The organism is Rhodococcus quanlei (assembly GCF_055231015.1).
In genome coordinates this window covers 1-26353 of sequence record NZ_JBUYWD010000020.1, presented here as the reverse complement: position 1 = coordinate 26353, position 26353 = coordinate 1, and the positions used below count along the sequence as shown (strand labels likewise).

General features: G+C 63.5%; 26 protein-coding genes. 20 read left to right on the top strand and 6 right to left on the bottom strand.

What is annotated here, in order from left to right:
- Positions 1-57: 57 nt before the first annotated feature.
- Positions 58-900 (top strand): formate/nitrite transporter family protein, encoded by an 843-nt coding sequence (locus ACZI8Q_RS14845; RefSeq protein ID WP_463374321.1) that lies wholly within the window; start codon positions 58-60, stop codon positions 898-900.
- Between the two features lie 26 nt (positions 901-926).
- On the opposite strand, the gene ACZI8Q_RS14840 is transcribed toward ACZI8Q_RS14845, so the two are convergent.
- On the bottom strand, positions 927-1538 hold the full coding sequence (locus ACZI8Q_RS14840) for a TetR/AcrR family transcriptional regulator (protein WP_463374320.1): 612 nt from the start codon (positions 1536-1538) through the stop codon (positions 927-929).
- A 90-nt stretch (positions 1539-1628) separates the two neighbouring features.
- On the opposite strand from ACZI8Q_RS14840, the gene ACZI8Q_RS14835 reads away from it, so the two are divergent.
- On the top strand, positions 1629-2195 hold the full coding sequence (locus ACZI8Q_RS14835) for an NAD(P)H-dependent oxidoreductase (protein ID WP_463374319.1): 567 nt from the start codon (positions 1629-1631) through the stop codon (positions 2193-2195).
- 21 nt (positions 2196-2216) lie between these two features.
- On the opposite strand, the gene ACZI8Q_RS14830 is transcribed toward ACZI8Q_RS14835, so the two are convergent.
- Entirely contained in the window at positions 2217-3044 is an 828-nt protein-coding gene (locus tag ACZI8Q_RS14830) for a siderophore-interacting protein (protein ID WP_463374318.1), read from the bottom strand.
- Positions 3045-3593: 549 nt separating this feature from the next.
- Between ACZI8Q_RS14830 and nrdH the strand changes: the two genes are divergently transcribed.
- The 4 genes from nrdH to nrdF all read left to right on the top strand — a co-directional run bounded on the left by nrdH (position 3594) and on the right by nrdF (position 7539).
- Entirely contained in the window at positions 3594-3827 is a 234-nt protein-coding gene (nrdH, locus tag ACZI8Q_RS14825; protein WP_463374317.1) for a glutaredoxin-like protein NrdH, read from the top strand.
- Between the two features lie 60 nt (positions 3828-3887).
- Positions 3888-4355 carry a class Ib ribonucleoside-diphosphate reductase assembly flavoprotein NrdI gene (gene nrdI / locus ACZI8Q_RS14820; protein WP_463374316.1) on the top strand — a complete coding sequence of 156 codons (468 nt, stop codon included), beginning with the start codon at positions 3888-3890 and terminating at the stop codon, positions 4353-4355.
- Positions 4322-6496 (top strand): class 1b ribonucleoside-diphosphate reductase subunit alpha, encoded by a 2175-nt coding sequence (gene nrdE / locus ACZI8Q_RS14815; protein ID WP_463374315.1) that lies wholly within the window; start codon positions 4322-4324, stop codon positions 6494-6496. Before nrdI ends, nrdE begins: the two co-directional genes overlap by 34 nt.
- A 77-nt stretch (positions 6497-6573) precedes the next feature.
- Positions 6574-7539, top strand: a complete 966-nt coding sequence (nrdF, locus tag ACZI8Q_RS14810) for a class 1b ribonucleoside-diphosphate reductase subunit beta (RefSeq protein ID WP_463374314.1) — start codon at positions 6574-6576, stop codon at positions 7537-7539.
- A gap of 76 nt (positions 7540-7615) precedes the next feature.
- On the opposite strand, the gene ACZI8Q_RS14805 is transcribed toward nrdF, so the two are convergent.
- From ACZI8Q_RS14805 to ACZI8Q_RS14795, 3 genes are read right to left on the bottom strand one after another with little or no spacing between them, the layout of a single operon-like run.
- Positions 7616-8095, bottom strand: coding sequence for an NUDIX hydrolase (locus ACZI8Q_RS14805; protein WP_463374313.1), 480 nt, complete (start codon positions 8093-8095; stop codon positions 7616-7618).
- Position 8096: 1 nt separating this feature from the next.
- A complete protein-coding gene (locus tag ACZI8Q_RS14800; RefSeq protein WP_463374312.1) occupies positions 8097-9173 on the bottom strand; it encodes an HtaA domain-containing protein in 1077 nt (358 codons plus the stop codon).
- A gap of 9 nt (positions 9174-9182) precedes the next feature.
- Positions 9183-10250: an iron-siderophore ABC transporter substrate-binding protein gene (locus ACZI8Q_RS14795; protein ID WP_463374311.1), complete on the bottom strand. Its 1068-nt coding sequence runs from the start codon at positions 10248-10250 to the stop codon at positions 9183-9185.
- A 296-nt stretch (positions 10251-10546) separates the two neighbouring features.
- Between ACZI8Q_RS14795 and ctaD the strand changes: the two genes are divergently transcribed.
- From ctaD to ACZI8Q_RS14755, 8 genes are all read left to right on the top strand, one after another.
- Positions 10547-12286 (top strand): aa3-type cytochrome oxidase subunit I, encoded by a 1740-nt coding sequence (gene ctaD / locus ACZI8Q_RS14790; protein ID WP_463374310.1) that lies wholly within the window; start codon positions 10547-10549, stop codon positions 12284-12286.
- A gap of 92 nt (positions 12287-12378) precedes the next feature.
- Positions 12379-13599, top strand: coding sequence for a phosphoserine phosphatase SerB (gene serB / locus ACZI8Q_RS14785; RefSeq protein ID WP_463374309.1), 1221 nt, complete (start codon positions 12379-12381; stop codon positions 13597-13599).
- Positions 13596-14342, top strand: a complete 747-nt coding sequence (locus ACZI8Q_RS14780; RefSeq protein WP_463374308.1) for an aminoacyl-tRNA hydrolase — start codon at positions 13596-13598, stop codon at positions 14340-14342. Before serB ends, ACZI8Q_RS14780 begins: the two co-directional genes overlap by 4 nt.
- Positions 14343-14556: 214 nt before the next feature.
- Complete coding sequence (locus tag ACZI8Q_RS14775) at positions 14557-15378, top strand: ABC transporter ATP-binding protein (protein WP_463374307.1); 822 nt, start codon at positions 14557-14559, stop codon at positions 15376-15378.
- Between the two features lie 34 nt (positions 15379-15412).
- Positions 15413-16240: an NUDIX hydrolase gene (locus tag ACZI8Q_RS14770; RefSeq protein WP_463374306.1), complete on the top strand. Its 828-nt coding sequence runs from the start codon at positions 15413-15415 to the stop codon at positions 16238-16240.
- Positions 16241-16266: 26 nt separating this feature from the next.
- Positions 16267-17046, top strand: coding sequence for an enoyl-CoA hydratase/isomerase family protein (locus ACZI8Q_RS14765; protein WP_463374305.1), 780 nt, complete (start codon positions 16267-16269; stop codon positions 17044-17046).
- A 57-nt stretch (positions 17047-17103) separates the two neighbouring features.
- Entirely contained in the window at positions 17104-18102 is a 999-nt protein-coding gene (locus ACZI8Q_RS14760) for a class I SAM-dependent methyltransferase (RefSeq protein ID WP_463374304.1), read from the top strand.
- Positions 18103-18123: 21 nt separating this feature from the next.
- Entirely contained in the window at positions 18124-19299 is a 1176-nt protein-coding gene (locus ACZI8Q_RS14755; RefSeq protein ID WP_463374303.1) for a THUMP-like domain-containing protein, read from the top strand.
- Here the strand turns inward: ACZI8Q_RS14755 and ACZI8Q_RS14750 are convergent.
- The gene (locus ACZI8Q_RS14750; protein WP_463374302.1) at positions 19271-20575 is read right to left on the bottom strand and encodes an outer membrane protein assembly factor BamB family protein; all 1305 of its coding nucleotides are present in this window, start codon (positions 20573-20575) and stop codon (positions 19271-19273) included. The genes ACZI8Q_RS14755 and ACZI8Q_RS14750 overlap by 29 nt on opposite strands.
- Before the next feature lie 85 nt (positions 20576-20660).
- Here ACZI8Q_RS14750 and ACZI8Q_RS14745 point away from each other — a divergent pair, with 85 nt between their 5' ends.
- The 6 genes from ACZI8Q_RS14745 (at position 20661) to ACZI8Q_RS14720 (ending at position 26235) form a co-directional block, all read left to right on the top strand.
- Entirely contained in the window at positions 20661-21407 is a 747-nt protein-coding gene (locus ACZI8Q_RS14745) for an acyltransferase (protein WP_463374301.1), read from the top strand.
- Between the two features lie 98 nt (positions 21408-21505).
- Complete coding sequence (locus ACZI8Q_RS14740; RefSeq protein WP_463374300.1) at positions 21506-21814, top strand: hypothetical protein; 309 nt, start codon at positions 21506-21508, stop codon at positions 21812-21814.
- Positions 21814-23988, top strand: a complete 2175-nt coding sequence (locus tag ACZI8Q_RS14735) for a TPR repeat domain-containing protein (RefSeq protein WP_463374299.1) — start codon at positions 21814-21816, stop codon at positions 23986-23988. The genes ACZI8Q_RS14740 and ACZI8Q_RS14735 overlap by 1 nt, the downstream gene beginning before the upstream one ends.
- Positions 23989-24092: 104 nt before the next feature.
- Complete coding sequence (locus ACZI8Q_RS14730) at positions 24093-24731, top strand: hypothetical protein (RefSeq protein WP_463374298.1); 639 nt, start codon at positions 24093-24095, stop codon at positions 24729-24731.
- A gap of 4 nt (positions 24732-24735) precedes the next feature.
- Positions 24736-25452: a hypothetical protein gene (locus tag ACZI8Q_RS14725; protein ID WP_463374297.1), complete on the top strand. Its 717-nt coding sequence runs from the start codon at positions 24736-24738 to the stop codon at positions 25450-25452.
- 216 nt (positions 25453-25668) lie between these two features.
- Positions 25669-26235, top strand: coding sequence for a hypothetical protein (locus ACZI8Q_RS14720; protein WP_463374296.1), 567 nt, complete (start codon positions 25669-25671; stop codon positions 26233-26235).
- The last annotated feature ends 118 nt before the right edge of the window (positions 26236-26353 follow it).

The following is a 26353-nucleotide window of genomic DNA, read 5'->3' as shown; positions in this document are numbered from 1 at the left end:
CCGGGACACGGCCGGATCGGAGACTGGGCGCCACACGTTGTCCAACAGGAGGTTGTCGTGTCCTACGTCCCACCGGCCGAACTGGCCCGCACGATGGTCGATGCCGGCCAAAGCAAAGTGCTCATGTCGACTCGCGACACTCTCATCCGGGCGTACATGGCCGGCGCCATACTCACGCTCGGTGCCGCGTTCGCCATCACCGTCTCCGTGCAGACGGGTAGCGCACTGCTCGGTGCTCTGATGTTCCCCGTCGGATTCTGTTTGCTCTATCTGCTGGGGTTCGACTTGCTCACCGGCGTGTTCACGATGGTGCCGATCGCGTATCTCGACAAGCGCCCCGGTGTGACCCTGAAGTCGATGCTGCGCACCTGGGGCCTCGTGTTCGTCGGGAACTTTCTGGGCGCGTTCACGATCGCGGTCATGATCACGTTCATATTGACCTACGGCTACTCGATTGAGCCGGGCGAGGTCGGGCAAGCGCTCGGAGAGATCGGAGAGTCGCGAACTCTCGGCTACGCCGAGCACGGCGCTGCGGGCATGATGACGCTCTTCCTGCGTGGGGTGCTGTGCAACTGGATGGTCTCCACAGGTGTCATCGCCGCAATGATGTCGAAGAGCGTCACCGGCAAGGTGCTCGCGATGTGGATGCCGGTGCTGCTGTTCTTCTACATGGGCTTCGAGCACTCGGTCGTCAACATGTTCCTGTTCCCGGCCGGATTGCTTCTCGGCGGCGACTTCTCGGTCGGTGACTACCTGGTGTGGAACGAGATTCCCACGGTGCTCGGCAATCTGGTCGGTGGCGTGGTGTTCGTCGGACTCGCTTTGTACACCACACACGTACGCACTAAGCCGAAGCGCGTTGTCGAAGAAGTCGAGGACAAGACGCTCCGGACGGTTTGACACGACACGGACCGAGGTTCACCGCGTCAGCCGTTGCGAGTGATGCGGTGAACCAGGTCGGTCCAGCCCTTCTCGATCCTCGCGATCGAGAAGGACTGATTGCGTATCTGGTGCAGGATCAGTGCGGCGTCGAGGGTGGCGTACAGAGATGCTGCGATCAGTTCCAGATCGCCGTCGACGCCTGCCTCTCGGAGCAACTTCGTGATGTGCGTGAGCGAAAGGGTTCGAGCAGGAGCACCGAACCGGAATTCCCACGAATTCTCCGCGGCGCGCTGTACATCGCCCTGAACCTCGACGATCGAGATGCGGGCGAGGCCGAAGGCCACGAGCCGGTCGACCGGCTCGGCGCCCGGGCCGAGTGGGGGAGGCCCGAACATGAACCCTTGCTGCAGTTCGTGTTCCGAGTGGTCAAGGAGCGCCTCCATGAGGCCGGACCTGCTGCCGAAGCGTCGAAATACCGTGCCTTTGCCGACACCCGCACGGCAGGCCACAGCATTCATCGTGACTGCGTCGACACCACGCTCTGCAACGAGACGACTCGTCGCATCGAGGAGCAGCCGGCGATTCCTGGCGGCATCCTCACGCTCCTGTGGCGCAACTCCGATCTGAGGGAGTGAACGACTCGTCACGACCGTCATCGTAGCGCCCGGGAATATAAGCGGACCACGGTCCGTTTAAGGTCAGGTATTCGTTCACGACACACCGATCGCACTCCGAAGGATCATCAAATGCCCACGACCAAAGTTCTTGCTCTTGTCGGAAGCCTCCGTGCTGGGTCTGTCAACCGTCAACTCGCCGAAACCGCCGAGAGTGTTGCACCCGAGCACGCCGCCGTCACAGTATTCGACGGTCTTGCAGACCTCCCGTTCTACAACGAGGACCTCGACACGGTGGACAACACGATTCCTGCCGTCACCGCACTCCGCGAAGCCGCCGCCGCCGCCGACGCCTTTCTTCTCGTCACCCCCGAGTACAACGGCACCATCCCCGCAGTGCTGAAGAATGCCATCGATTGGATGTCACGTCCGTACGGAGCAGGCGCCATCAAGGACAAGCCGGTGGCCGTCGTCAGTGCGTCGCCCAGCGGAAACGGTGCCCAGTGGGCCCACGCGGACACCCGCAAGGCCGCGGGAATTGCGGGAGGCAAGGTGCTCGAAGACATCACCCTTGCCATCGGAAAGACCATCGACAAATTCGGTGACGGGCACCCACGTGACAACGCCGAGGTGTCCGGTCAGATCGCCGAGGTCGTCGAGTTGCTGGCCGCAGCAACCAAGGATCTCGTCGACGCCTGATCGAGTCGGCGGCCGGCGCGTTCAGAGTCCAGCGCGCTCGAGTGCCGCGTCCACGGCGTCGCGCACAGTGTCGAGGTCGTCGCCGGCCGCCATCGCGCGGTCGACGACGGCCTCGATCTCTGTTCGGACCAGCTCGTATCGGCGTGTCCACTCTTCGTTTCGGTCCCGCCAATAGCCCATCACGTCGTACCGTTCCGGTGACCATCCCAGTTCGTGGCGCAACCAGCGTCGGATCTCCCGCGAGGTGCAAGCCTCTCCGGCGAACCAGACGTAGCCCGGCCCGGAGGGTCGGCTCCACCCCATCGCGGCAGCGGTGAGCATGCTCGGCGCCAGTCCGTTGCCGTGGCCGTGCAACCAGGTAACGGTGACGTCGGCGGACGAGGTGAATCGCTGCTCGTCCGCCGCCTCGATGACCTCGGCGATCACTTGGGCTCGTGATCCGGAGGGTAGTTCCTCGAGGATGCGGCCGACGGCGGGCAGGGCGGTCATGTCGGCCACAAGGAGTTGCCATTCGGCATCGGGTGGTGGTGCGTACCAGCCGGACGCGGACGAGAGGCCCACCGTTTCGCCGGGTATGGCCTGCTCGGACCACCTGGCGGCGATTCCGCCGGCATGCACCGCGAAGTCGACGGTCAACTCGCCGCGTTTCGGGTCCCACCGGCGCACGGTGTAACTTCGTCGGGCGCGGCACTCGGGTGGAAGTCCCACGAGCAGTCGCTCGTCGGGTCGACCGCTGGACGTGAAAGTGGCGAGTCCCGGGCCTTCGAACGTGAGACGCCGCATATGGGCAGTGAGGTGCCGGGCGCTCGTCACGGTCGCCGAGTGGGGGAGTTCGTCCGGGTGTGCCACGCCCTCGAACACTACGGCGCGTCGCCCACCGTGGGGTTCAGCTACCTCGGAGCAAGTAGCCGGGGGGTTCCCTCGTGTGTGCCGCATGTGTGCGTGAGCGGCGTGTCGGACCAACAGGGGTCGAGAGAGCATCCGATGGGGGGGTGCAGGGTGGTCGTACGGGTTGCTGCAGCGCAGCCGTGCCCGGAACATCGGACGACTTCCGGAAGGCCTTGCGGGTGTCGTGTCGGGGTGGGTGGGACGGTATCGAGATACTTCTTCCGTCGTGTTGCGGCATGGTTGCCCATCACCGGAAATGTGACGTGCGACACGCCGAATCGGGTGAGAATTTTGCGACAGCGCAGACTACGACCTGGGAATTTCATCGATGTGACTCACTACATCTCGGGTTTGGTGTTTCTGTCGGCCACTAGGTGTAGTGTCTGGGGCACTGAGAGACCACAACGTGAGTTTCACCGGATGCGCATCGCATCCGCCTTGCTCAGACGGTCGCTCGGTTGCTGAACACACAGGTCGTCAGCGTCGTCAGGCAACGGAAAGAGGGACTTCATGAGCATCACCGTCTACACCAAGCCCGCTTGCGTTCAGTGCAATGCCACCTACAAGGCTCTCGACAAGGCGGGTATCGATTACGCAGTGGTCGATATCAGCGAAGATGCCGACGCCCGGGACTACGTGATGGCACTCGGATACCTCCAGGCGCCCGTGGTCGTGGCCGGTGACGATCACTGGTCGGGCTTCCGTCCCGACCGGATCAAGAGCCTCTCGGCAAACGCTGCGTGAAGCGGGGTCGGGCCGACTGCTCGGCTCGATCCACTGCAGCTCGATCGAAGGTGAGAACCGATGGCTTCCCTGGTGTACTTCTCCAGCGCATCGGAGAACACACACCGATTCGTGGAGAAGCTCGGTCTTCCGAGCATTCGTATTCCAATTCATGACCGCGAAGGCTCGTTCGAGGTCGACGAACCCTATGTGCTCATTCTTCCCACTTACGGTGGAGGAACCACAGCCATGGGTCGCGACACGAACTATGTACCCAAACCGGTCATTCGATTCCTTAACAACAAGCACAACCGATCATTGATCCGGGCGGTCATCGCGGCCGGCAATACCAACTTCGGCGACTCCTATTGTTTCGCTGGAGACGTCATATCTCAGAAGTGTCAGGTCCCCTACCTGTATCGCTTCGAACTCATGGGGACGGCCGAGGACGTCGAACGTGTCCGTGAGGGACTGCAGCAATTCTGGGAACACGAGGCAGAGCGGGAGCAACAACAGTGGCACCAACCATCACGGACACAGTCGAGGTAGTGCGCGACGTGCGCGGCGGCGACTCGACGAGTGGTCTCGACTACCACGCACTCAACGCGATGCTGAACCTCTACGGCCCGAACGGTGAAATCCAGTTCGACAAGGATGTGGCGGCAGCGCGCCAGTACTTCCTGCAGCACGTCAACCAGAACACCGTCTTCTTCCACAATCTCGACGAGAAACTCGACTACCTCGTCGAAGAGAACTACTACGAGCCCGAGGTGCTCGACCAGTACTCGCGAGCATTCGTGAAGTCGCTGATCGATCACGCCTACTCGAAGAAGTTCCGGTTCCCGACGTTCCTCGGGGCGTTCAAGTACTACACGTCTTACACGCTCAAGACGTTCGACGGAAAGCGGTACCTCGAGCGTTTCGAAGACCGTGTCTGCATGGTTGCGTTGACCCTGGCCGCGGGTGACGAGGAACTGGCCACCAAACTCGTCGACGAGATCATCTCTGGCCGTTTCCAGCCGGCCACGCCCACATTCCTCAACTCGGGCAAGAAGCAGCGCGGTGAGCCGGTTTCGTGCTTCCTGCTGCGTATCGAGGACAACATGGAGTCCATCGGGCGCTCCGTGAACTCTGCGTTGCAGTTGTCCAAGCGTGGCGGCGGAGTTGCCCTGCTGCTCACCAATATTCGCGAGCACGGTGCGCCGATCAAGAAGATCGAGAACCAGAGTTCCGGCGTCATTCCCATCATGAAGCTGCTCGAGGATTCGTTCTCGTACGCCAACCAGCTCGGTGCCCGTCAGGGTGCCGGTGCGGTGTACCTGCACGCGCACCACCCGGACATCTACCGCTTCCTGGACACCAAGCGCGAGAATGCGGACGAGAAGATTCGCATCAAGACCCTTTCGCTCGGCGTCGTCATCCCCGACATCACGTTCGAGCTGGCGAAGAAGAACGAGGACATGTACCTCTTCTCTCCGTACGACGTCGAGCGCATCTACGGGGTGCCGTTCGCGGACATCGACGTCACCGAGAAGTACTACGAGATGGTCGACGACAAGCGGATTCGCAAGTCCAAGATCAAAGCTCGCGAGTTCTTCCAGACCGTCGCCGAGTTGCAGTTCGAGTCGGGCTACCCGTACATCATGTTCGAGGACACCGTGAACCGGGCCAACCCGATCGACGGCAAGATCACCCACTCGAATCTGTGCTCCGAGATCCTTCAGGTGTCGACTGCGTCGGTGTTCAACGATGACCTCTCGTACAACAAAATCGGCAAGGACATCTCCTGCAACCTGGGCTCGCTGAACATCGCCAAGACCATGGACTCGCCGGACTTCGCGCAAACCATCGAGGTCTCCATCCGGGCGCTGACCGCCGTCGCCGACCAGACCTCCATCGACTCCGTCCCGTCGATCCGGAAGGCGAACGACGAGGGCCACGCGATCGGTCTCGGGCAGATGAACCTGCACGGCTACCTGGCCCGCGAGCGGATCTACTACGGCTCCGACGAGGGCATCGACTTCACGAACATCTACTTCTACACGGTGGTGTTCCACGCGATCCGGGCGTCCAACGAGATCGCCAAGGACCGCGGCACGTACTTCGCGGGCTTTCCGGAGTCCAAGTACGCGTCCGGTGAGTACTTCGACAAGTACACCGACCAGGTGTGGGAGCCGAAGACGGAACGGGTGCGGCAACTGTTCGCCGAGTCCGGTGTGCACATCCCCACCCAGGACGATTGGCGCGAGCTGAAGGCGTCGGTGCAGAAGCACGGCATCTACAACCAGAACCTGCAGGCCGTCCCGCCGACCGGCTCGATCTCGTACATCAACTACTCCACCAGCTCCATTCACCCGGTGGCGGCGAAGATCGAGATTCGCAAGGAGGGCAAGATCGGGCGCGTCTACTACCCGGCGCCCTACCTGAACAACGACAACCTGGACTACTACCAGGATGCCTACGAGATCGGGTACGAGAAGATCATCGACACCTACGCGGCTGCTACGCAGCACGTGGACCAGGGCCTGTCGTTGACACTGTTCTTCAAGGACACCGCGACCACCCGCGACATCAACAAGGCGCAGATCTACGCGTGGCGCAAGGGAATCAAAACCCTGTACTACATCAGGTTGCGACAGATGGCGCTCGAAGGCACTGAGGTGGAAGGTTGCGTTTCCTGCATGCTCTAGGCGGCTCCGCCGCCCGTGCGTGGTTGACGAGTCTTCGGACTCGTTGACCACGCACAGCCGAACGAAGTGAGGAATCAATGGTCAAGCTCGTCAGCCGGGTGTCGGCTATCAACTGGAATCGCGTCCAGGATGAAAAGGACGCGGAGGTGTGGGATCGCCTCGTCGGCAATTTCTGGCTTCCGGAGAAGGTGCCGGTGTCCAACGACATTCCGTCGTGGGGGACTCTCACGGAACAGGAGCAGCAGCTCACGATGCGGGTCTTCACGGGCCTGACGCTGCTGGACACCATTCAGGGCACGGTCGGTGCGGTGAGCCTCATCCCCGATGCGATCACCCCGCACGAGGAGGCGGTGTACACCAACATCGCGTTCATGGAGTCGGTTCACGCCAAGAGCTACAGTTCGATCTTCTCGACACTGTGCTCGACTCGGGACATCGACGATGCCTTCCGCTGGTCCGAGGAGAACCCGAACCTGCAGCGCAAGGCCGAGATCGTCATGGACTACTACCAGGGCGACGCACCGCTGAAACGCAAGGTGGCGTCCACGCTGCTCGAGAGCTTCCTGTTCTATTCGGGCTTCTACCTCCCAATGTACTGGTCTTCGCGGGCGAAACTGACCAACACGGCAGACCTTATTCGTCTCATCATTCGCGACGAGGCGGTGCACGGTTACTACATCGGTTACAAGTACCAGAAGGGCCTCGAGGAACTCACTCAGGCCGAGCGGGACGACCTGAAGAACTACACGTTCGAGTTGCTCTTCGAGCTGTACGACAATGAGGTCGAGTACACCCAGGATCTGTACGACGAGGTCGGATTGACCGAGGACGTCAAGAAGTTCCTGCGTTACAACGCGAACAAGGCGCTGATGAACCTCGGATACGAGGGTCTGTTCCCGAAGGACGAGACGGACGTCAATCCTGCGATCCTGTCGGCTCTATCGCCGAATGCCGACGAGAACCATGATTTCTTCTCCGGCTCGGGTAGTTCCTACGTCATCGGAAAGGCCGTCAACACCGAGGACGAGGACTGGGACTTCTAGACCCACCCCCGCTCCACGAATGTCACACCGGTTCAACCGCGTTGAACCGGTGTGACATTCGTGGGGTGAGAGTGCGCTACGTGGGGGAGTGGAACCATGCCTCGGACTGGCCGCGGAGTGCGTGAAAGATGCGCGACTGCGACGATTCCGTCAACCCTTCTGGCAGGGCGGTGGGTGCGAACCACGCGACGTCGACGTTCTCGTCGTCGGCGACTCTCGGCACCCCATCGACATGCCGGGCGAGGAAACATATGTCGAGGTACTGCGCCACGTCGCCGTTGGGGTAGGTGATGGGAGACGTGGTGTCGATGCTGGTGATGCGGAGCAACTCCGCGCCGACACCAGTTTCCTCGCGTACCTCGCGTACGGCGGCCCGACCGGGCTGTTCGCCCGGCTCGAGGATGCCGGACACGACCGCCCAACGGTCGTTGTCCTTGCGTCGGGTGAGCAGTATCCGGCCGTCGTCGCCGAGTACCACGACGCTGACGCCCGAGAGCCACAGCGGTGCGTGGCCGACGTGCGCACGCAGCGCCGCGACGAACTCGGGGACCGGCACGTCAGTACCGGTATGTGACCGGTGCCGCGGTGCTCCCCGAATACGGGAGCAGCAGGGTCGGCTGCAGGGAGGCAGAGAACTGTGCCGACACGTCGGACCGCTCACGGACGTCGGGGTCGGCAGGAGCATCCAACCGGGCCAAGCGGATTCGCGTCATCGTGTCGGTACCGTTGGTGTTCGTGTCCGACGATTCGGCGCTGAGGAACGTGCCTTCCCGGGTGAACTCGATCCACGGATCCGCCAGAGCGATTTCGGCGAGGTGGAAGCGTGTGGACGAAACAACCGTGCCGGAATACTTCACGATTCCGAAGCCGGTGACGGGGTCGACGTCCGCGGAGTCGAGGGCGAACGCCAATCGGCCGTCGTCGCGGACGGTAGCGCCATCGGATCCCACCACGGCTCCCTGCGTCGGGCCTTTCACCAGTTCGGTGTAGCCCGGTGCCAGTCCCCAGATCAGATCCTGTGGTGACGGTTGCGGTGCATTCGGGCCGGGCGCCGGATCGAAGGTCACGGGCACGAACAGTTCCTCGGCCGGATTCACGGCGTCGGCGGCGGCGTAGCTGTAGACGCCGTAGACGGCGTCGGCCGGAACTACATTCGGTGGCTTCACCGTGAGTTCGGCAGTGAACGAACCGTCAGCTTCGAGCGGAACGAATTGCTGGCGAATCGTGCGCTGGAAGTTGAATGGCACGCTGGGCACCTGAGCCAGCGCCTCCTCGGACATCACCCATGCGGTGGCGGATCGGTCCGTGGCGCGGGCTTCTGTGGGTGAGCCCATCGACGGCCGCCATTCGGGGGCGAACGCCCCGAAGGTGACGAACGTTCCGTGGGGCACTCCGGGGGGGACCGGGAGCGGCAACCCGTCCGTGTTGGCGTACGGATCGAACCCTGTTCCGTGGACGACGATCGTGTCACCCTCATGGACGGGTGTGTTGCCCAACGGCGTGATTCCGTCGGCGGTGAACACTTCGATAGCGGGGGTGGCCGGGGCCGGCTCGGCACTGGCTAGTGCTGGTGCGAGTGCACCACTGAAGGCAGCGACGATAGCTACCACGGCCACGCGAAATCTAGCTGACATAAGGCAAGGCTAGCTTACATACGCATGGAGTGACCGACTCAGGTCCGTGATCACGGCGCGGGCGGCAACCAGGCCGCTGCCTGCCCAGACCGCATTCTCGACCACGAAGACCCTGTTGTCGGTTGCCGCCTGGAGGTCTTTCCACTCGTCGCTGTTCATCACCTCGGTGCCGTGTTCCTTGCCCTCCGGGCCGTCGAAGGTGACGTAGACGAGGTCGCCCTCGACTCGGTCGAGTTCGCCTACGGGAACGACCTCGGTGGCTGCACCTTCCAGTCGCTGTCCCTGCGGACGGCGCACGCCCGTATCGGCGAGTACCTGGCCTGCGAACGTGGCGGGGCCGAGTATCGACAGTGAGTCGGGTCCGAAGGAGACCAAGGACGCTTGAGTCTGCGCTGCGGTGATGTCCGCACCGGCCTGCGCCGCATCCTTCTGGTACTGCTCGAGTGCTGCCGTGGCCGCTTGGGCCCGGCCGAGGGCGTTGCCCGCGAGCTGGAACTGTGCCTTCCAATACACCGGGTCCGAACCCGCGAACACTGTGGGAGCGATGGCTTCCAGTCGCTCGTACAGCTCGCCCGAAGCCGGCGACGATCCGAGGATCAAGTCGGGATTCGACTGCTCGATCTTGGTCACATCGGGTTCATCGACCGTGCCGATTCCAGGAATCTGCGAGATGCCCGAACCCAGATACTCCGGTTGTGGGGTGTCTCCGTCGACGGTGGCTGCGCCCACCACCCGTTCCCACAGGCCCAGTGCGCACACGGCATCCAATGCGGCCGGATCGAGGACGACGATGCGTTGCGGGTCCGTCGGCACCTGTGCCTCACCGAGCGTGTGTACCACCGAATGAGTGGTTCCCGGGACCAACCCAGGGTCGATGGGGGTGGGTGTTGCGCACGCGGTGGTGGTGTCACGCTCGATCCCGACGACCCCGGCGCCGGCGATGCGCGTCGTCGTCCTGTCGATGGTGCTGGCGTCGTCCGGTTCGCTGCTGCATCCCGTCAGGGCGACAAGGGTGATGGCGGTGGTGGCCAGCGCGGTCACAGCTCGGCGGATGGAGGTGCGGGTACGAGTAGGCAATTCGGCGACTTCCTCTGGGTACGGGGCGCAATCAGGTTAGCCGTGGAGTTCGGGCGCCGACACGCCGGGCGGGTGCGCGGTACGTCTCGTTCGCCCGTACAACCGCAGGTAGGCGGTGGTTCGAGTTGCCGTTCAGGTATCGAAGTACGACAGTGGGTAGGACCGAGTAATCGGTCCGTTCGGACACGGTCTACGATTCGATGAGCGCAAGCCAGTAGTGCGTTCGTCTCGCCGAGCGAGAATTGAATGCCAGGAGCGGGCCTGCGGAGCGACCAAGGGCACATTCAGGAGGATCAGTGACTGCCGTAGCGCCCCAGCCAGTCCCCGAGATAGCTGCAGCCAGGCCTTACCCGCCGCGGGGGGGACCCAAGGGCTCGTTCGTGTACAAGATGATTACGACCACCGATCCCAAGGTGCTCGGAATCATGTACTTGGCGACCTCGATCGCCTTCTTCCTCATCGGTGGCCTCATGGCGCTGCTGATGCGTGCGGAGCTTGCCATTCCCGGCATGCAGTTCCTCTCGAACGAGCAGTTCAACCAGCTGTTCACCATGCACGGCACGATCATGTTGCTGCTGTACGCGACGCCGGTCGTGTTCGGCTTCGCGAACTACATCCTGCCGTTGCAGATCGGTGCGCCCGACGTGGCGTTCCCGCGACTGAACTCCTTCAGTTACTGGCTGTACCTGTTCGGTGCGATCATCACCACCGCCGGCTTCGTGACCCCTGGTGGCGCAGCAGACTTCGGTTGGACCGCCTACACCCCGCTCACGAGTGCGCTGCACTCGCCGGGCGTCGGTGCGGATCTGTGGATCATGGGCCTGGCGGTTGCCGGTCTCGGCACCATCCTCGGTGGTGTCAACATGATCACCACCGTCATCTGCCTGCGTGCTCCCGGTATGACGATGTTCCGCATGCCGATCTTCACGTGGAACATCTTCATCACCAGCATCCTGATCCTGCTGGCGTTCCCGCTGCTGACCGCCGCGTTCATGGGTCTGTTCGTCGATCGTCACCTCGGTGGCCACATCTTCGACCCGGCCACCGGTGGTGTGCTCCTGTGGCAGCACCTGTTCTGGTTCTTCGGCCACCCCGAGGTGTACATCATCGCGCTGCCGTTCTTCGGTATCGTTTCCGAGATCTTCCCGGTGTTCGCCCGTAAGCCGGTCTTCGGTTACAGCGGCCTGGTGTACGCGACGCTCGGTATTGCGGCTCTGTCCATCGCCGTGTGGGCACACCACATGTACGCGACCGGTGCAGTCCTGCTTCCGTACTTCTCGTTCATGACCTTCCTGATCGCCGTCCCGACGGGTGTGAAGATCTTCAACTGGATCGGCACGATGTGGAAGGGGCAGTTGACGTTCGAGTCGCCGATGTTGTTCTCCATCGGCTTCCTCATCACCTTCCTCTTCGGTGGTCTGTCCGGCGTCATCCTCGCGAGCCCGCCGCTCGACTTCCACGTCACGGACACGTACTTCGTGGTGGCGCACTTCCACTACGTGGTGTTCGGCACGGTCGTGTTCGCCACCTACGCCGGCATCTACTTCTGGTTCCCGAAGATGACCGGGCGTCTGATGGACGAGCGCCTCGCGAAATGGCACTTCTGGACCACGTTCATCGGCTTCCACGGCACGTTCCTGGTGCAGCACTGGTTGGGTAACGAGGGCATGCCGCGTCGCTACGCCGACTACCTGCCGTCGGACGGGTTCACCTTCCTGAACTCGTTCTCGACGATCTTCGCCTTCGTTCTCGGTGCGTCGACGTTGCCGTTCATCTGGAACGTCTTCAAGAGTTACCGATACGGCGAAGTGGTGACGGTGGACGACCCGTGGGGTTACGGAAACTCGCTCGAATGGGCCACCACCTGCCCGCCGCCGCGTCACAACTTCACGGAGTTGCCGCGGATTCGGTCCGAGCGTCCGGCGTTCGAACTGCACTACCCGCACATGATCGAGCGGATGAAGGCAGAAGCGCACGTCGGCCCAGGGCACGGCAACAAGCACGACAGTGCTGTCCTCGAGGACGCCCGCCACTAGCCTGGGTCCATGAATTACTCGGGAAAGCCCCGCCCGCACTATCGGGCGGGGCTTTCCGGTTGATATCGAGCTGAATACGAACGGAGTTCGCGGTGGGTGCAACCGACACCACTGTTCTGGTGACTGTGACGGGTCCGGATCGGCCGGGAGTCACGTCGGTCCTGTTCGCGACGCTCTCGCGTCACGACGTGAGTCTTCTCGACGTGGAGCAGGTAGTCATCAGGGGGCGCCTCACGCTCGGAGTGCTGGTCGTGTGCCCCGATGATCCGGAGTCGTTGCAGGAGCAGCTCGAGGAAGCGATGGCGACGGTCGGCATGTCCGTCGATGTGGAGATCGGCGCCGATCCCGTTCGGCAGCCGGTGGCCACGCACGCCGTCGTCATTCTGGGGAGCCCCGTGTCGGCACGCGCGATGCGGTCGGTGTCCCGGAAGCTCGCGGCGCTCGGTGCCAACATCGATTCGATTCGCGGTATCGCCGACTACCCGGTCACGGGCCTCGAATTACTGGTCAGTGCGTCGGACACCGATCCCGCCGACGAGGCACTGCGTGCTGGTCTGGCGGAGGTTTCTGCCCTGGAGAACGTGGATATCGCGATCGAGCGTGGCGGGCTGTCGCGTCGCGCGAAGCGTCTCATCGTGTTCGACGTCGACTCGACTCTGGTGCAGGGCGAAGTCATCGAGATGCTCGCGGCGAAGGCCGGGGTCGAGGACGAGGTGCGGGCGGTCACCGAATCCGCGATGCGGGGCGAAATCGACTTCACCGAGTCGCTGCACCAGCGGGTCGCCACGTTGGCCGGTCTCGATGAATCGGTCATCGAGGAAGTGGCGGAGGGCCTACAGCTGACACCGGGTGCGCGCACGACGATTCGCACCTTGCGGCGGCTCGGGTTCCACTGCGGTGTCGTTTCCGGTGGTTTCCGTCAGGTCATCGAGGGCTTGGCTCACGAACTGGAACTCGACTTCGTGCAGGCCAACACCCTCGAGATCGAGGATGGAAAGCTGACCGGCCGGGTGATCGGTGACATCGTCGACAGAGCCGCAAAGGCCGCGGCGCTGCGTAAGTTCGCAGACCAGGTGGGTGTTCCGATGGAACAGACCGTGGCGGTCGGTGACGGAGCCAACGACATCGACATGTTGACCGCAGCAGGTCTGGGCATTGCGTTCAATGCCAAGCCTGCCCTGCGCGAGATTGCGGATACCGCGTTGTCGCACCCGTTCCTGGATGCTGTGCTGTTCATCCTGGGGGTCACGCGCGACGAAGTGGAGGCCGCGGACGCGATCGACGGAGGAATCCGGCGCGTTCCACTCGTATGAGCACCGCGTTTCAAGCCCGTCACGCCAGGTTGGTCGCCGGATACGGCGGGCGGCCCGACCCGCAGGACCCTGCGGCAGTACTCGCGATGCCGATCGTTCTGCACATCCCCAAAGCGGATCCTCCCCATCGATCGAGCCTGCTCGAGGCGGCGGCGGCGTCGGCAGTGGCGTTGTGTTTCGACGAGCGGGTGGGGCTGAACGACGACGGTGAACCCGGTCCGTGGCACGAGAATTTCTCGGCCTGGGTGGATTCCCGGATCCGAAAGGTGTCGCGGCGCGCCCGCGGTGCTGCGTGGGCCGGCGCCCAGAACGTCGATGGAATCACCGTCGACGTGGCGGGTGCAAGCGCACGTGCACTCGTCCCCGGACCGGTCGGAGACTTGGATCCGCGGATCAAGAAATTGCAGATCGGTGGAACTGATCTCGAGCACGACGAACCCGGCCCACCACCGCCCGGTGTTCCGGTCCTGTGGATCGATTCGAGACTCGAGATGACGGTGGGTAAGGCCGCCGCACAGGTAGGTCACGCGTCGATGCTTCTCGCAGCGGCACTCGACGTGGAAGATGCTCGTAGATGGGCGGAGAACGACTTTCGCTGCGCGGTACGCGGCGCCGGTCCCACGACTTGGAAACGCTTGATGCGGCTCGTGCAGGCGGGGCGTGCGGTGGCGGTTCGTGATGCGGGGTTCACCGAGGTTGCGCCAGGGTCGATGACGGTGATCGCGGTACCGCCCGCTGCGTGAGCGGCCAGGATTCGGGACAGCGCCGCCGGTGTCGGCACCACCTACGCGCGGGCGATCGGCCCACTGGTGCGGCTCTGATGCGAACCGACGCAACGGCCACACTGCCTCGAACGTGAGGCGTCGTGGCGAGGCTGTCGTTGCGACGTAACGCTTTTCCCGCGACACGCTTCGATCCAGTTGTGTGCGGCGCGCGGTTGTGCGCGAAGATGGACGCGTGCCTGAACCTGATCCCGATCTACTCATCGAATTCGACGACGTCCTGCTGCGGCGAGGTGGTTCCACGCTGGTGGGCCCGATCACGTGGAAGGTGGAACTCGACGAGCGGTGGGTGATTCTCGGCCCCAACGGTGCGGGCAAGACGTCCTTGCTGCGCGTGGCCGCAGCAGAAGTGCATCCGACCAGCGGCAGTGCCAACCTGCTCGGTGAGCAACTCGGCCGCGTGGACGTCAGCGAACTGCGTCAGCGCATCGGCTTGTCGTCGTCGGCGTTGGCAGGGCGGGTGCCCGGCGACGAGATCGTGAGCGATCTGGTGGTGTCGGCCGGGTACGCGGTACTCGGGCGTTGGCGCGAGCGCTACGAATCGATGGACACGGACAGGGCGTTGGAGATGCTGGAGAGCCTTGGCGCCGAGCATCTCGGACAACGCACCTACGGCACGTTGTCCGAAGGTGAACGCAAACGTGTCCTGATCGCCCGCGCATTGATGACAGACCCGGAACTGTTGTTGCTGGACGAACCGGCGGCAGGCCTCGATCTGGGGGGCCGTGAGGAACTCGTGGCCAGGCTCACCGATCTCGCCGCAGATCCGGACGCTCCTGCGACGGTTCTGATCACCCACCATGTCGAGGAGATTCCGCCGGGGTTCACGCATGCGCTTCTCCTGAAGGAGGGCGGTGTCGTGGCACAGGGCCTTCTCGACGACGTCATCACCGCCGAGAACCTCACCGAGGCATTCAGCCAGCGCATCACCCTCGATCGGGTCGACGGACGATTCTTCGCGCGCCGGACGAAGCCGCCGGGAGCGCACCGAGCCTGATTGCCGATCGCAGGCGATGGCGTATGTTTCGCTCATGGCCACGGATGACTCACAGCACTCGCGCCGCGACACTCCGGTCCGCGACGCGTCGACCGTCGTGCTGCTGCGCGATGGGCACTCGGGGATCGAAGTGTTCCTTCAGCGCCGGGTCAAGGGGATGGCGTTCGCGGGTGGCATGACGGTGTTTCCCGGCGGCGGGGTCGATGCCTCCGATGCCGAGGCGGAGATCGCGTGGGCCGGCCCCGGCGTCGAATGGTGGGCCGAGCGTTTCGCGACGGACGACGCGCAGGCTCGGGCGCTGGTGTGCGCCGCTGCCCGCGAGACGTTCGAAGAGTGCGGTGTCCTGCTCGCGGGGCCGAGCACCGATACCGTGGTGGACGACTCCGTCCGGTACGCGCAGGCCCGCGGCCTCCTCGAGCGTCGGGAGTTGTCGTTCAGCGAGTTCCTTCGACGAGAAGACTTGGTGCTGCGCACGGACCTGCTTCGGCCGTGGTCCAACTGGATCACCCCGGTGGGCGAGGGGCGGCGGTACGACACCCGGTTCTTCGTCGCGGCCGCCCCGGAAGGGCAGAACGCCGACGGCGCCACTTCCGAGGCGGAGCAGGTCGGTTGGTTCACCCCTGCGCAGGCGCTCGACGATTGGCGTGCACAGGGGAGCATCCTTCTGCCGCCGACGTGGAGTCAGCTCACGGCGCTCGCGGAATTCGGCCGTGTCGACGACGTGCTGGCCCATTCGCCCGATATCGAAGCGATCCTGCCTACCCTGACCAACGAGGACGGTCGGGTTCATGTGGAGTTCCCCGGCCAGGAGGGTTACTACGGAGCCGGACCGCACCCCTGGGCGTCCCAGTCCGCGGAATAGACCGTCGGCCAAGTAGCCTGTCAGCCATGGCTGAGTTCGTCACTCTCGAGGTATCCGAAGGCATCGGCACGATTCGTCTGGCCCGGCCCCCCATGAACGCGCTGAATCGTCAGGTTCAGGACGAGTTGCGCGCCGCTGCGCACCAGGCAACCGTTGATTCCGAGGTCAAAGCCGTGATCGTGTACGGCGGCGAGAAGGTGTTCGCGGCCGGTGCGGACATCAAGGAGATGGCGGAGATGGACTTCGCCCGCATCAGTGACGTCATTGCGGACATGCAGACGGCGATCGCGGCGGTGTCGGAGATTCCGAAGCCGACGGTTGCGGCGATCACGGGTTATGCGCTGGGCGGGGGCCTCGAGGTCGCCCTGTCGGCCGATCGCCGGATTGCTGGGGACAACGTCAAGGTCGGTGTCCCGGAGATTCTTCTCGGCATCATCCCGGGCGGTGGCGGCACCCAGCGCCTCGCGCGTCTGATCGGCCCGGCCAAGGCCAAGGACATGGTATTCACCGGGCGTTTCGTGGGCGTGGACGAGGCGCACGGTATGGGGCTGATCGACGAGATCGTCGCACCGGATGACGTGTACGACGCGGCGCGGGCGTGGGCGTCCCAGTTCACGGGTGCCGCCGGCCGCGCGCTTGCGGCCGCCAAGGCCGCGATCGACGAGGGTCTGGATGCGGATCTGAACACCGGTCTGAAGATCGAGCAGCATCTGTTCGCGTCCTTGTTCGCGACGAAGGACCGGACGATCGGCATGGAATCGTTCATTGCCAACGGGCCGGGTAAGGCGCAGTTCACGGGGGAGTAAGCTCGCCACGACAAAACTAGAACCTGTTCCCATCTACCAGCGAGTAGGATTTCGCTCATGACTGCTAGCGCCCACGACGAGTCGACCGCACAGAATGATGGGGTCGACCCTGCACCGCGCCCCCACGCCACCGCCGAGGAAGTGGAGGCCGCGCGGAAAGACACCAAGCTCGCGCAGGTTCTGTACCACGATTGGGAAGCGGAGACCTACGACGACAAGTGGTCCATCTCGTACGACGAGCGTTGCATCGACTACGCCCGCGGCCGCTTCGACGCTGTCGCGGGTGAACAGCCGCTCCCGTACGAGCGGGCCCTCGAACTCGGATGCGGCACCGGATTCTTCCTTCTGAATCTGATGCAGGGCGGGGTTGCCAAGACCGGGTCGGTCACCGACCTGTCTCCCGGCATGGTGAAGGTGGCGCTCCGCAACGCGGAGGGGCTGGGCCTGCCGGTGGACGGGCGTGTCGCCGACGCCGAGACCATCCCTTACGAGGACAACACGTTCGATCTCGTGGTCGGTCACGCCGTTCTGCACCACATCCCGGACGTGGAGCAGTCGCTGCGGGAGGTTCTGCGTGTGCTCAAGCCGGGTGGACGTTTCGTGTTCGCCGGCGAGCCGACCACAGTTGGCAATTTCTACGCCCGTTGGCTCGGCCGCGCGACGTGGGAGGCCACCACTCGGATCACCCGGTTGCCGTTCCTCGCGGACTGGCGTCGCCCCCAGGCCGAACTCGACGAGTCGTCGCGTGCGGCTGCGCTCGAGGCCGTGGTCGACATTCACACGTTCGATCCCACCGATCTCGAGAGCATCGCGAAATCCGCCGGCGCCTCCGAGGTTCACGCCGAGACCGAGGAATTTGCTGCGGCACTGCTGGGCTGGCCCGTCCGGACCTTCGAAGCGGCTGTTCCGCCCGAGAAACTCGGCTGGGGCTGGGCGAAGTTCGCATTCGGCGGTTGGAAGAGCCTGAGCTGGGTCGACGAGAAGATCCTCCGGCGCGTCGTTCCGCGCGGCTTCTTCTACAACGTCATGATCACCGGTGTGAAGCCCGGACAGTGACCTTGTAGGGACAGTGATGCTGTGGGGTATGCCTTCACCCTCGAGGACGTCGAGTACCTGCGTAGTGACGCCGGTGTCGGTGCACTCGACGAGGTAGACCAACTCGAGTTGACGACGCGCACGCGTCTGGCCGACACCGGCCGGGCGCGTGCGCGTTTCGATGCGCGTGCGCCGATGCTCATCGAACTGGTTCTGTTGCGGCGCAAGGCGGCAGACAAGCTGCCGGGCACTCGGAGTTGGCTGTTCACCGACGATGCCGTGCAACAGGCGACCCCGGCAGTGGTCGCGCGCCATCGCGCCACCCGCCTCGCCGGACGTGCCGTCCACGACGTGACGTGTTCGATAGGCGCCGAACTGCACGCATTGACCGGTACCGCCGACGTCGTCGTCGGGAGCGACATCGATCCGGTGCGGCTCGCCATGGCGCAGCACAACGTACCCGCGGCGCACATCCTGCGTGCGGATGCGCTGGTGCCGTCTTCGCGCGGCACCGTCGTGATCGCCGACCCTGCCAGGCGCAGCGGTGGCAAGCGCACCCACGACCCGGCCGCACTACAGCCGCCGCTGCCGGATCTGGTGGATGCCTATCGTGGCCGCGACCTTGCCGTGAAATGCGCGCCAGGACTCGACTTCGATCGTTTCGGGTGGGACGGTGAGGTGGAGATCGTCTCACTCGACGGGGGGGTTCGTGAAGCGTGCCTGTGGTCGCCGGGGCTGGCCGGCGCCCGTCGACGTGCCACGGTCCTCGCTTCCGACGGAGGCAGTTGGTCGATCACCGATGCAGAAGGTGACGACGTACCCGAACGCGAGCCGGGCGAATGGCTGATCGATCCGGACGGAGCTGTGGTGCGCGCGGGTCTGGTCCGGCACTACGCGGCCGTCCACGGACTGTGGCAACTCGACCCCCGCATCGCCTACCTGACCGGTGATGCTCTGCCCGAAGGAGTTTCGGGGTTCCGGGTGCTCGACCGGATCAAATTCTCGGAGAAGACGCTGCGCCAGGAGCTTGCCCGCCAGGACTGCGGCATCGCGGAGATTCTGGTTCGCGGTGTCGACGTCGATCCTGCGCACCTTCGGCCGAAGCTGAAGCTGCGGGGCACGCGCTCGCTTTCGGTGGTGATAACCCGAATCGGCAGGGCAGGAGTCGCTTTCGTCTGCGAGCCTCGTACTACTTCAGGACGAACAGCTCACCGATGAAGGTGGGGGTGACCACCTCGCCGTCCGGTCCGACGGAGGTGCCCACCGTGGATCCTTCCGCGCCGGGGAGGGTGTCCTGATCGAGTGTCTCGCCGGTCTGGGTGTCGAAGGTGAGCACGGCGATACCGTTCTCGCCTTCCCGGATCGTTGTGTAGCCGGTGTTCCCGGCCGTTTGAGCGGTCGTGCCCACCTGTTGCAGATCCGCACGCTCCCACGCGATTTCCGCGTGGTCGCCTCGGTCTCGCAACGCCATCAGGTGCGCGTTGTCGCCACCGGCCGGGACGAGCAGGCCGTCGGCGGACGTCGAGGGGCTCCCGGTGGGAACGTATCCGAGGTCGTGGCTCCAGTTCGGATCACCGGTCTCGGCGTCGAACGCCCACAGTGTGCCCTCGTTGTCGGTGGCGTAGACCACGGTGCCGTCCGCCGACACGACAGGACTCGATCCGCTGCCACCCGGCAATGCGGTCGATGCCCATTCCTGGGTGATCTCCGGGTTCGCGCCACCGGAATAGCGCATGGCGACGAGCTTCGCCTCCGACGCACCGGGAGCGATGTAGGTGACGTAGAACTTGCCGCTCGCGAGATCGACGGCGGGGGTGTTGGCCACCGGGCACTCGGGCCCGCCGAGGAAGCAGTCGCTCAGACCTTTGTTCGCCGGTAGGTCGTCGACCGGGCCGTCGTCGATCGTCGGCGGAGGATTCATGTTGTACGGCGCCACGATCTGGCGCCCCGTCTGCGTGTCGAGAACGTTGATCTGTCCGAGCTGGGTGACGAACAGGAGGTTCCCGTCGCTGGTGAACTGTGCGGAGATCGGAGTGCCGACCACGGGTGTACGCCACCGCAGCTGACCGTGCTCGGTGAACGAGTTCATGGCGCCGTCCTCGCCGACGTAGACGTTCGCAACGGTGTCGACCACGGGCGTCGACGCAACGGCACCGGGGGCGAGTTCGCGGCACCAGCGCTTGCGTCCGCTCTTGATCTGGTACGAGAAGACGTTGCAGCCCTCCTCGGTGCGTGCTGTGACGAAGATCTGACCGCTGGCAGCCACAGAGGCGTGTCCGGCCACCGTGCCGCCGATACCGCGTGACCACGCGTTGGATATGTCCCGTGAACCGGTGACGGGGCTGGTGTCGCTGTTGCGGGCGTCCGAGTGGACCCCCGGCCAACCGCCACCCGAGAAGATGTCGATGACCTCCGATTCGTTTGCGCAGCCGCTGAGCACGATCGTGGTGATCGCCGTCAACGCCAGTACGGACGAACGTAGGACCCGCCGCATTCCATCTCCTCGTCTCGGTTGAACCCAGACGAGAGACTATCCCGCGGGTACCGTGGTGACCGGGCACACCCTAGGCTGACTGGCTATGACGAGCATGTGGGGCGCACCGTTGCGTACGAGATGGCGGGGTTCCCGTCGGGGCGAGAGTGAGCAGGCCAGGTTCCTGACGATCGCGTCGTTGAAGTGGGTTCTGGCGAACAAGGCCTATACACCGTGGTACCTCGTGCGCTACTACCGCCTCGCGAAGTTCCGGATCGCCAATCCACACGTCATCCTGCGTGGCATGTTGTTCCTCGGTAAGCGCGTCGAAATTCACTCGACGCCGGAGCTGTCCCGTCTCGAGATCGGCCGGTGGGTGCACATCGGGGACGGCAATGCCATCAGGTGTCACGAGGGCTCGCTGCGGATCGGTGACAAGGTGGTGTTCGGCAAGGACAACGTCGTCAACACCTACCTCGACATCGAGATCGGAGCCTCGACGCTCGTCGCCGACTGGTGCTACATCACCGATTTCGACCACCGTATGGACGACGTGAACGTTCCGATCAAGGACCAGGGCATCGTGAAGAGCCCGGTTCGGATCGGGCCTGACACCTGGATTGCCGCGAAGGTGACGGTTCTGCGGAACACGAGGGTCGGTCGTGGGTGCGTGCTCGGTGCACACGCCGTCGTCAAGGGCGACATCCCGGACTTCAGTATTGCGGTCGGCTCGCCTGCGAGGGTCGTGAAGAACCGCAAGGAGGCGTGGGAGGCCGGGGCGGCCGACCGTGCCAAGTACATTGCGGCCCTGGAGGATATCGCCCGGAAGAAAGCCGCAGCACCCGAAGGATGAAGTTCGCGACATGGTTGGGCGACTGGCCGCCCCGGACGAATCCCACAGGTCCGTAGCTGGTACGAATGTTGCGTTGAACATGCTGAGGTTGGGGGAACATGCCGGGAGAATCCATTCGGGCCGATATCGATCAGATTCGGGCCTTTTCGAAAATCTACGACGATGTTGCGGAGAAGTTCGCCGGGATCGACACCGCCCCGGTCACCGAGGGGGTATCAGGGGCGTTTCCGGGCGGCGCGCAGGTGGTCGGGGCCGTCGAGGAGGCTGCTTCGGCAATTCGTCGGGCGACGTTGCTGTTCGCCGATCGCGCGTGGTCGACGTCCGATACGGCGAACCGAGTAGCGGAGCACCTCGAGAACACCGATGAGTACTTCGGCGACGAACTGCGGAAGGCGGCACCGGAGTAATGGCTTCACTCGAAGATGCCCTGACATGGAACCCGGCAGTCCTCGCCGAACGCGGTGTAGCCGTCGACGCGATCGCCGGGGATCTCGAGCAGGAAAACCGCACCGTGACCGATGCCGGTGACGTGTTGTGGGGAGATGGGGCATGGACAGGTAAGTCCGCCACCGCCGCCCGCGATCATTGTGAGACCGAGGCCGGGTTGGTGACCAAGGTGGCCCGCGAGGTGCGGGAGCTAAAGGTCCAGCTCTCCAATTCGAGCAACGCCTTGGGTCACGCCCTCGACAATCTGAAATCGAAGGTCGACGCGGCAACAGCCGAGGGGCTCACCGTCAGCAACAAGGGGGTGTCGGCACCGGCAAGCGCCTCCGACGCGGTCAAGGATTCGGTGGACTTTCACGCCTATGCAATCACCAATGCGCTGACCCAACTGATCGAGATCGATGCAGCGGAAGCGGGTTTCATTCGGGCCGCGATCAGTGAACTCGGCGATGTGACTCCGAAACCGGCGCCGGTTCCTCCGGGTGAGGGCGCCCATGACTGGGAGATGGTCTCGGATGGGGATCTGAGCCGAGAGGACATCGGGCGTCTGCTCGCGAACCTGCAGGCTGCCGGACTCACACCGGAGCAGATTCAGGCACTGCGTAACGGTGAGAAGGTCGAGGACCTACCCGCAGGGTCATTGACCTACCTCGAGGACCTGTACCGGGAAGCCGGGTCTCGAGGCTTCAACCAGCTTCAATCGGCCCTGACTGCGGACGGCAGCCCGGAAGCACTTGCTGCGCGAGAGGCCTTGTCCGCCGGTTTGCTCACCGTGTCGAACGACAGCGTGAGCGACGGCTCCGACACGGGCGGGCTTTCGAAGCTGCCTGGAGGCTTGCTACAGGTACGGAATTTCGACACCGAACGGACCTGGGAGATCGTCGCCGAGACCACGACGATGCCGCCAGGGGATATTCTCGGTGTGCACCTCATTCATTCGGCAAGCACGTACGCCGACGTCGGCTACGGCGATGACGTGGCACAGAATCTTCTGGACATCGGAACCCGAAACCACGAATCGGCCCTGCGTATTCTCACCGGCGACGGAAACGGCGATGGCACCGGCGAGGTCGATCCGGCGACCATTTTGAATCCGTTGTTCACCAACGAGTGGGAAGACAATGGTGAAAGTGCGGGGAAGCTGGTCGACTGGATGACGGCAGACGCTGCCGACGGGCAGCCCGCCGCAGTGCAGGAACGGGCCGGGCAAGCCGCATTCGCGTTGTCGGAGTATCTGACCGACGGGGGTGTGCACAGTCAGTTGATGGACGTCGACGGCGACAATTCCGTCAACCTCGGTGAGGTGAACCCGGCCCTTGTCGAATCCTCGGCTCGGGGGCTGTCCGGGTATGTTCCGCAGATCTCGGATATCGGAAGCGCAACGGATATGCCGGGATGGGGTGATTCACGTGCACTGGACGCAACGAAGATTTACACGCTGATGGCCACCGACGACGGGGCCTCGGGTGTGTTCTACGGCTCCGCGCTGACGGCCGCGGACCAGTCCGTTGGCACCTACCTCGATTCGATACAGCGGAATCCGAACGACCCCGACCTCACGGCAGCACTGGACTCCGGGCGTATCCATGCGCTGATCGATGCGGGGGCGTTCAATGTGTCGGCCGAGCAAGCCGGCGACGGCGAGGGCCGCGAGGTCGAGTCCTATGAGACGAAGAAGCGGATCTACGCCAGCGCTGCCGCTGCTGTGGGTCCATTCATGGGTGGACCGTTCGGCGGGGCAGCACTCAGCGCCGCTACCCCGTGGCTCGAGCAATCGTTCATCGGAAAACCGCCCGGCGGGCTGGAACTCGGATCGCAGGTGTACGCACCGGGGCCAGACGGCATCAAACAGCAAGGAATGGCCACCCTTGTCGAGCAGAACATCCGCCAGGATGAGACGTTCGATCCCACCAATACACGGCTGGAGGACTATTTCCCCAACGGTCGTGAACATCTAGAAATTGATCCGTCATCCCCCGGCAGAGGCCAATTCGGCGAGGACGCAATACACGTCCTGAGTGAGCGTTATCCCGGCGCAGACTTCAGGCTGTACTCCGATTGGTTTGATGATGGGTACGGGTCTGTTGCATCACCACTACGCGACACTGGAAACACGACGAACGTGATGGTCAAATGAGGGCACGGAGGCTACTCGGACTGCTCCTCTGTGTAGGTCTCGTCGGCTGCGGTGAGCAGGCGTCCCCGGCGCTGGCGTCGACAAACAAATCCTCAGAAGAGGGGTTGTCTGAACGATCGAGAGCGCTGAATTTCCGCTGGTCGTCGACGGTTCCGGTGAACTGGGACTCGCCAGCGATTCAGGCAACGCGCGCGCTCACTGAAGCTTTCAGTCTCCCGGAGAACGCAGGCGAGCGCCTGTACCCAGGATTCGACGAAGCATATGTCTCTTATGCTGGCGGACTCAATTCACATATCACGGCAACCCTACGTGGTACGCAGTACTTCACGGTTCAGCACGTGGAGCCGTTCGACTATGAAGGCGCACCCGCGGTGCGGGTGGGCGTTTGCCAGGACTACACGAACGTCGCCGCGAAAAGTGGCAACAATGAGTGGGGGTTCAGATCATCCCCGCCGGACTTCGATTGGTATATCGTTACGCCGCCCGCTGGAACCATCGGAGATGCTTTGAAGTCGCATCACTCTGCAAGCGAAGCTCAATCGCGCGAACGTTATCCTACGTGGGATGTTTTCAACGGGTACCACATGGAACTCTCAGGGCGCGATTCGGTTGATGTGTCTCTTGCTGAGCACAAGGCGCTGAACGAGCAATGCGAGGCGCTGGAGGTTCCATCTGACACGCCGGCGAACGATGTGCCGCCCGGAACCTGGTACCCGGGTTGGCTTCGGCCGGAAGGAGCATGACCGGATGCGATCATCGGTGAAATATCTTGGGGCCGTTGTTTTTATGTGTTCCGTCGCTGCCAGTTGCGGCAGCAGCGCTGACGAACCAACGTCCACATCGGCTGCCAAGACAACGAAACCGGCCCCACTTCCGGACGAGGCGAAGGCCATCGCGTTCCAGTGGGCCGCGCTGCCCACAACGGATCTCGATTCCCCTGTGCTGCAGGCTGCGCGTGCGGCCGCGGAGTCGCGGTGGTTCACACCCGAAATCGCACGCGATATCTACAGCGGCGCACAACCTCTACCGCAGCACCAGCCCAGCGGCGGGGCCGGAACAGTGGCATTCCGGGTCGTCGACGTCTCCGACGCCGACACCAACGGATATGCGGTCAGCGTCTGCACCGACAGTTCGGAACTGTTCACCCGCCACCCGGACGGTCGATGGCATCCGGCCGGCACGACCCCCCAACTCGACGTTTATTTGGTCGACCCGCCCACCGATGCGCAGGACGATCCGCTCACGTCAGCACCCGAACTCGCCCAGGACGGAACGGACCCATCCGCCGTCCGATACCGCTATCCGAGTTGGGATGTGTTCAACGACTACACCGTGACATTGTCCAAACAGCAGGGTGATGATTCGCCGTGTTCGGCAACACAATCCGAGGCACCTTCTGCACCTCAGCCCACACCACCGGCACCGGGCAACTGGTACCCCGGTTGGCTACAGCCCGAGAAGTAATCCTCGATACAGGTTTACGACGAACGTGACGGTGAAATGAAAGCGCGGCGACTTCTCGGATTGATCCTGTGTGTGGGTCTCGTCGGTTGCGGCGAGCAGACGACTGCACAGCCAATTTCATCAGACCCATCGCCGGACGGGTCGCTGTCGGAGCGATCCCAGGCCCTGAACTTCCGTTGGGCGTCCACCGTTCCGGTGGACTGGGACTCACCTGCAATGCAGGCCACCCGCGCACTCGCCGAGGCCTACCGCCTCCCCGAACCGATAGGTGAACACCTCTACCCGGGGTTCCAGGAGGCGTACCTATCCCTCTCGGGAGACGAAGAATCGTATTCGAGTGCAATGTTTCGTGGCACGGAGCATTTCACTGTGCAACAAGCCGAGCGGTTCTCCTACGGGGGGCGTGAGGCCGTGCGGGTAGCCGTGTGTGATGACTACACGGACGTCGCCGCTAAAGCCGTACACGAAGAGTGGAATCTGAGTGCGGCAACACCGAACATAGACTGGTACATTGTCATGCCTCCCGAGTGGGGAACAGGAGATCCACTCCAGTCCACGCGGACCACGAACAGCTCACAAACACGTGAGCGCTACCCAACCTGGGATGTTTTCAACGGCTACCACATCGAGCAATCTGGTCACGAGGTGGTGGGTGTTTCCCTCGAGGAACACAAAGCGTTGTACGCGCAATGCGAGGCGGTAGACGTTACACCGGATGCGCCGGCGAATGAGATGCCGCCGGGAACCTGGTACCCGGGTTGGCTTCGACCGGATGGAGCATGACCGGATGCGGGCATCGATGAAATATGTTGGAGCCGTTCTTGTCACACTCTCGGTCGCAACCGGGTGCGGTAACAACGCCGACCAACCGGAGTCGGCGTCGACTGTGGAGGTGACGACA

Coding starts and splice junctions, on each gene's coding strand:
- ACZI8Q_RS14720 (WP_463374296.1), top strand. CDS start 25,669: ATGCAGGCCACCCGCGCACTCGCCGAGGCCTACCGCCTCCCCGAACCG.
- ACZI8Q_RS14735 (WP_463374299.1), top strand. CDS start 21,814: ATGGCTTCACTCGAAGATGCCCTGACATGGAACCCGGCAGTCCTCGCC.
- nrdI (WP_463374316.1), top strand. CDS start 3,888: ATGGCTTCCCTGGTGTACTTCTCCAGCGCATCGGAGAACACACACCGA.
- ACZI8Q_RS14780 (WP_463374308.1), top strand. CDS start 13,596: ATGAGCACCGCGTTTCAAGCCCGTCACGCCAGGTTGGTCGCCGGATAC.
- nrdF (WP_463374314.1), top strand. CDS start 6,574: ATGGTCAAGCTCGTCAGCCGGGTGTCGGCTATCAACTGGAATCGCGTC.
- ACZI8Q_RS14800 (WP_463374312.1), bottom strand. CDS start 9,173: ATGTCAGCTAGATTTCGCGTGGCCGTGGTAGCTATCGTCGCTGCCTTC.
- ACZI8Q_RS14750 (WP_463374302.1), bottom strand. CDS start 20,575: ATGCGGCGGGTCCTACGTTCGTCCGTACTGGCGTTGACGGCGATCACC.
- ACZI8Q_RS14765 (WP_463374305.1), top strand. CDS start 16,267: ATGGCTGAGTTCGTCACTCTCGAGGTATCCGAAGGCATCGGCACGATT.
- nrdH (WP_463374317.1), top strand. CDS start 3,594: ATGAGCATCACCGTCTACACCAAGCCCGCTTGCGTTCAGTGCAATGCC.
- ACZI8Q_RS14745 (WP_463374301.1), top strand. CDS start 20,661: ATGACGAGCATGTGGGGCGCACCGTTGCGTACGAGATGGCGGGGTTCC.
- ACZI8Q_RS14770 (WP_463374306.1), top strand. CDS start 15,413: ATGGCCACGGATGACTCACAGCACTCGCGCCGCGACACTCCGGTCCGC.
- ACZI8Q_RS14740 (WP_463374300.1), top strand. CDS start 21,506: ATGCCGGGAGAATCCATTCGGGCCGATATCGATCAGATTCGGGCCTTT.
- ACZI8Q_RS14760 (WP_463374304.1), top strand. CDS start 17,104: ATGACTGCTAGCGCCCACGACGAGTCGACCGCACAGAATGATGGGGTC.
- ACZI8Q_RS14835 (WP_463374319.1), top strand. CDS start 1,629: ATGCCCACGACCAAAGTTCTTGCTCTTGTCGGAAGCCTCCGTGCTGGG.
- ACZI8Q_RS14840 (WP_463374320.1), bottom strand. CDS start 1,538: ATGACGGTCGTGACGAGTCGTTCACTCCCTCAGATCGGAGTTGCGCCA.
- ACZI8Q_RS14725 (WP_463374297.1), top strand. CDS start 24,736: ATGCGATCATCGGTGAAATATCTTGGGGCCGTTGTTTTTATGTGTTCC.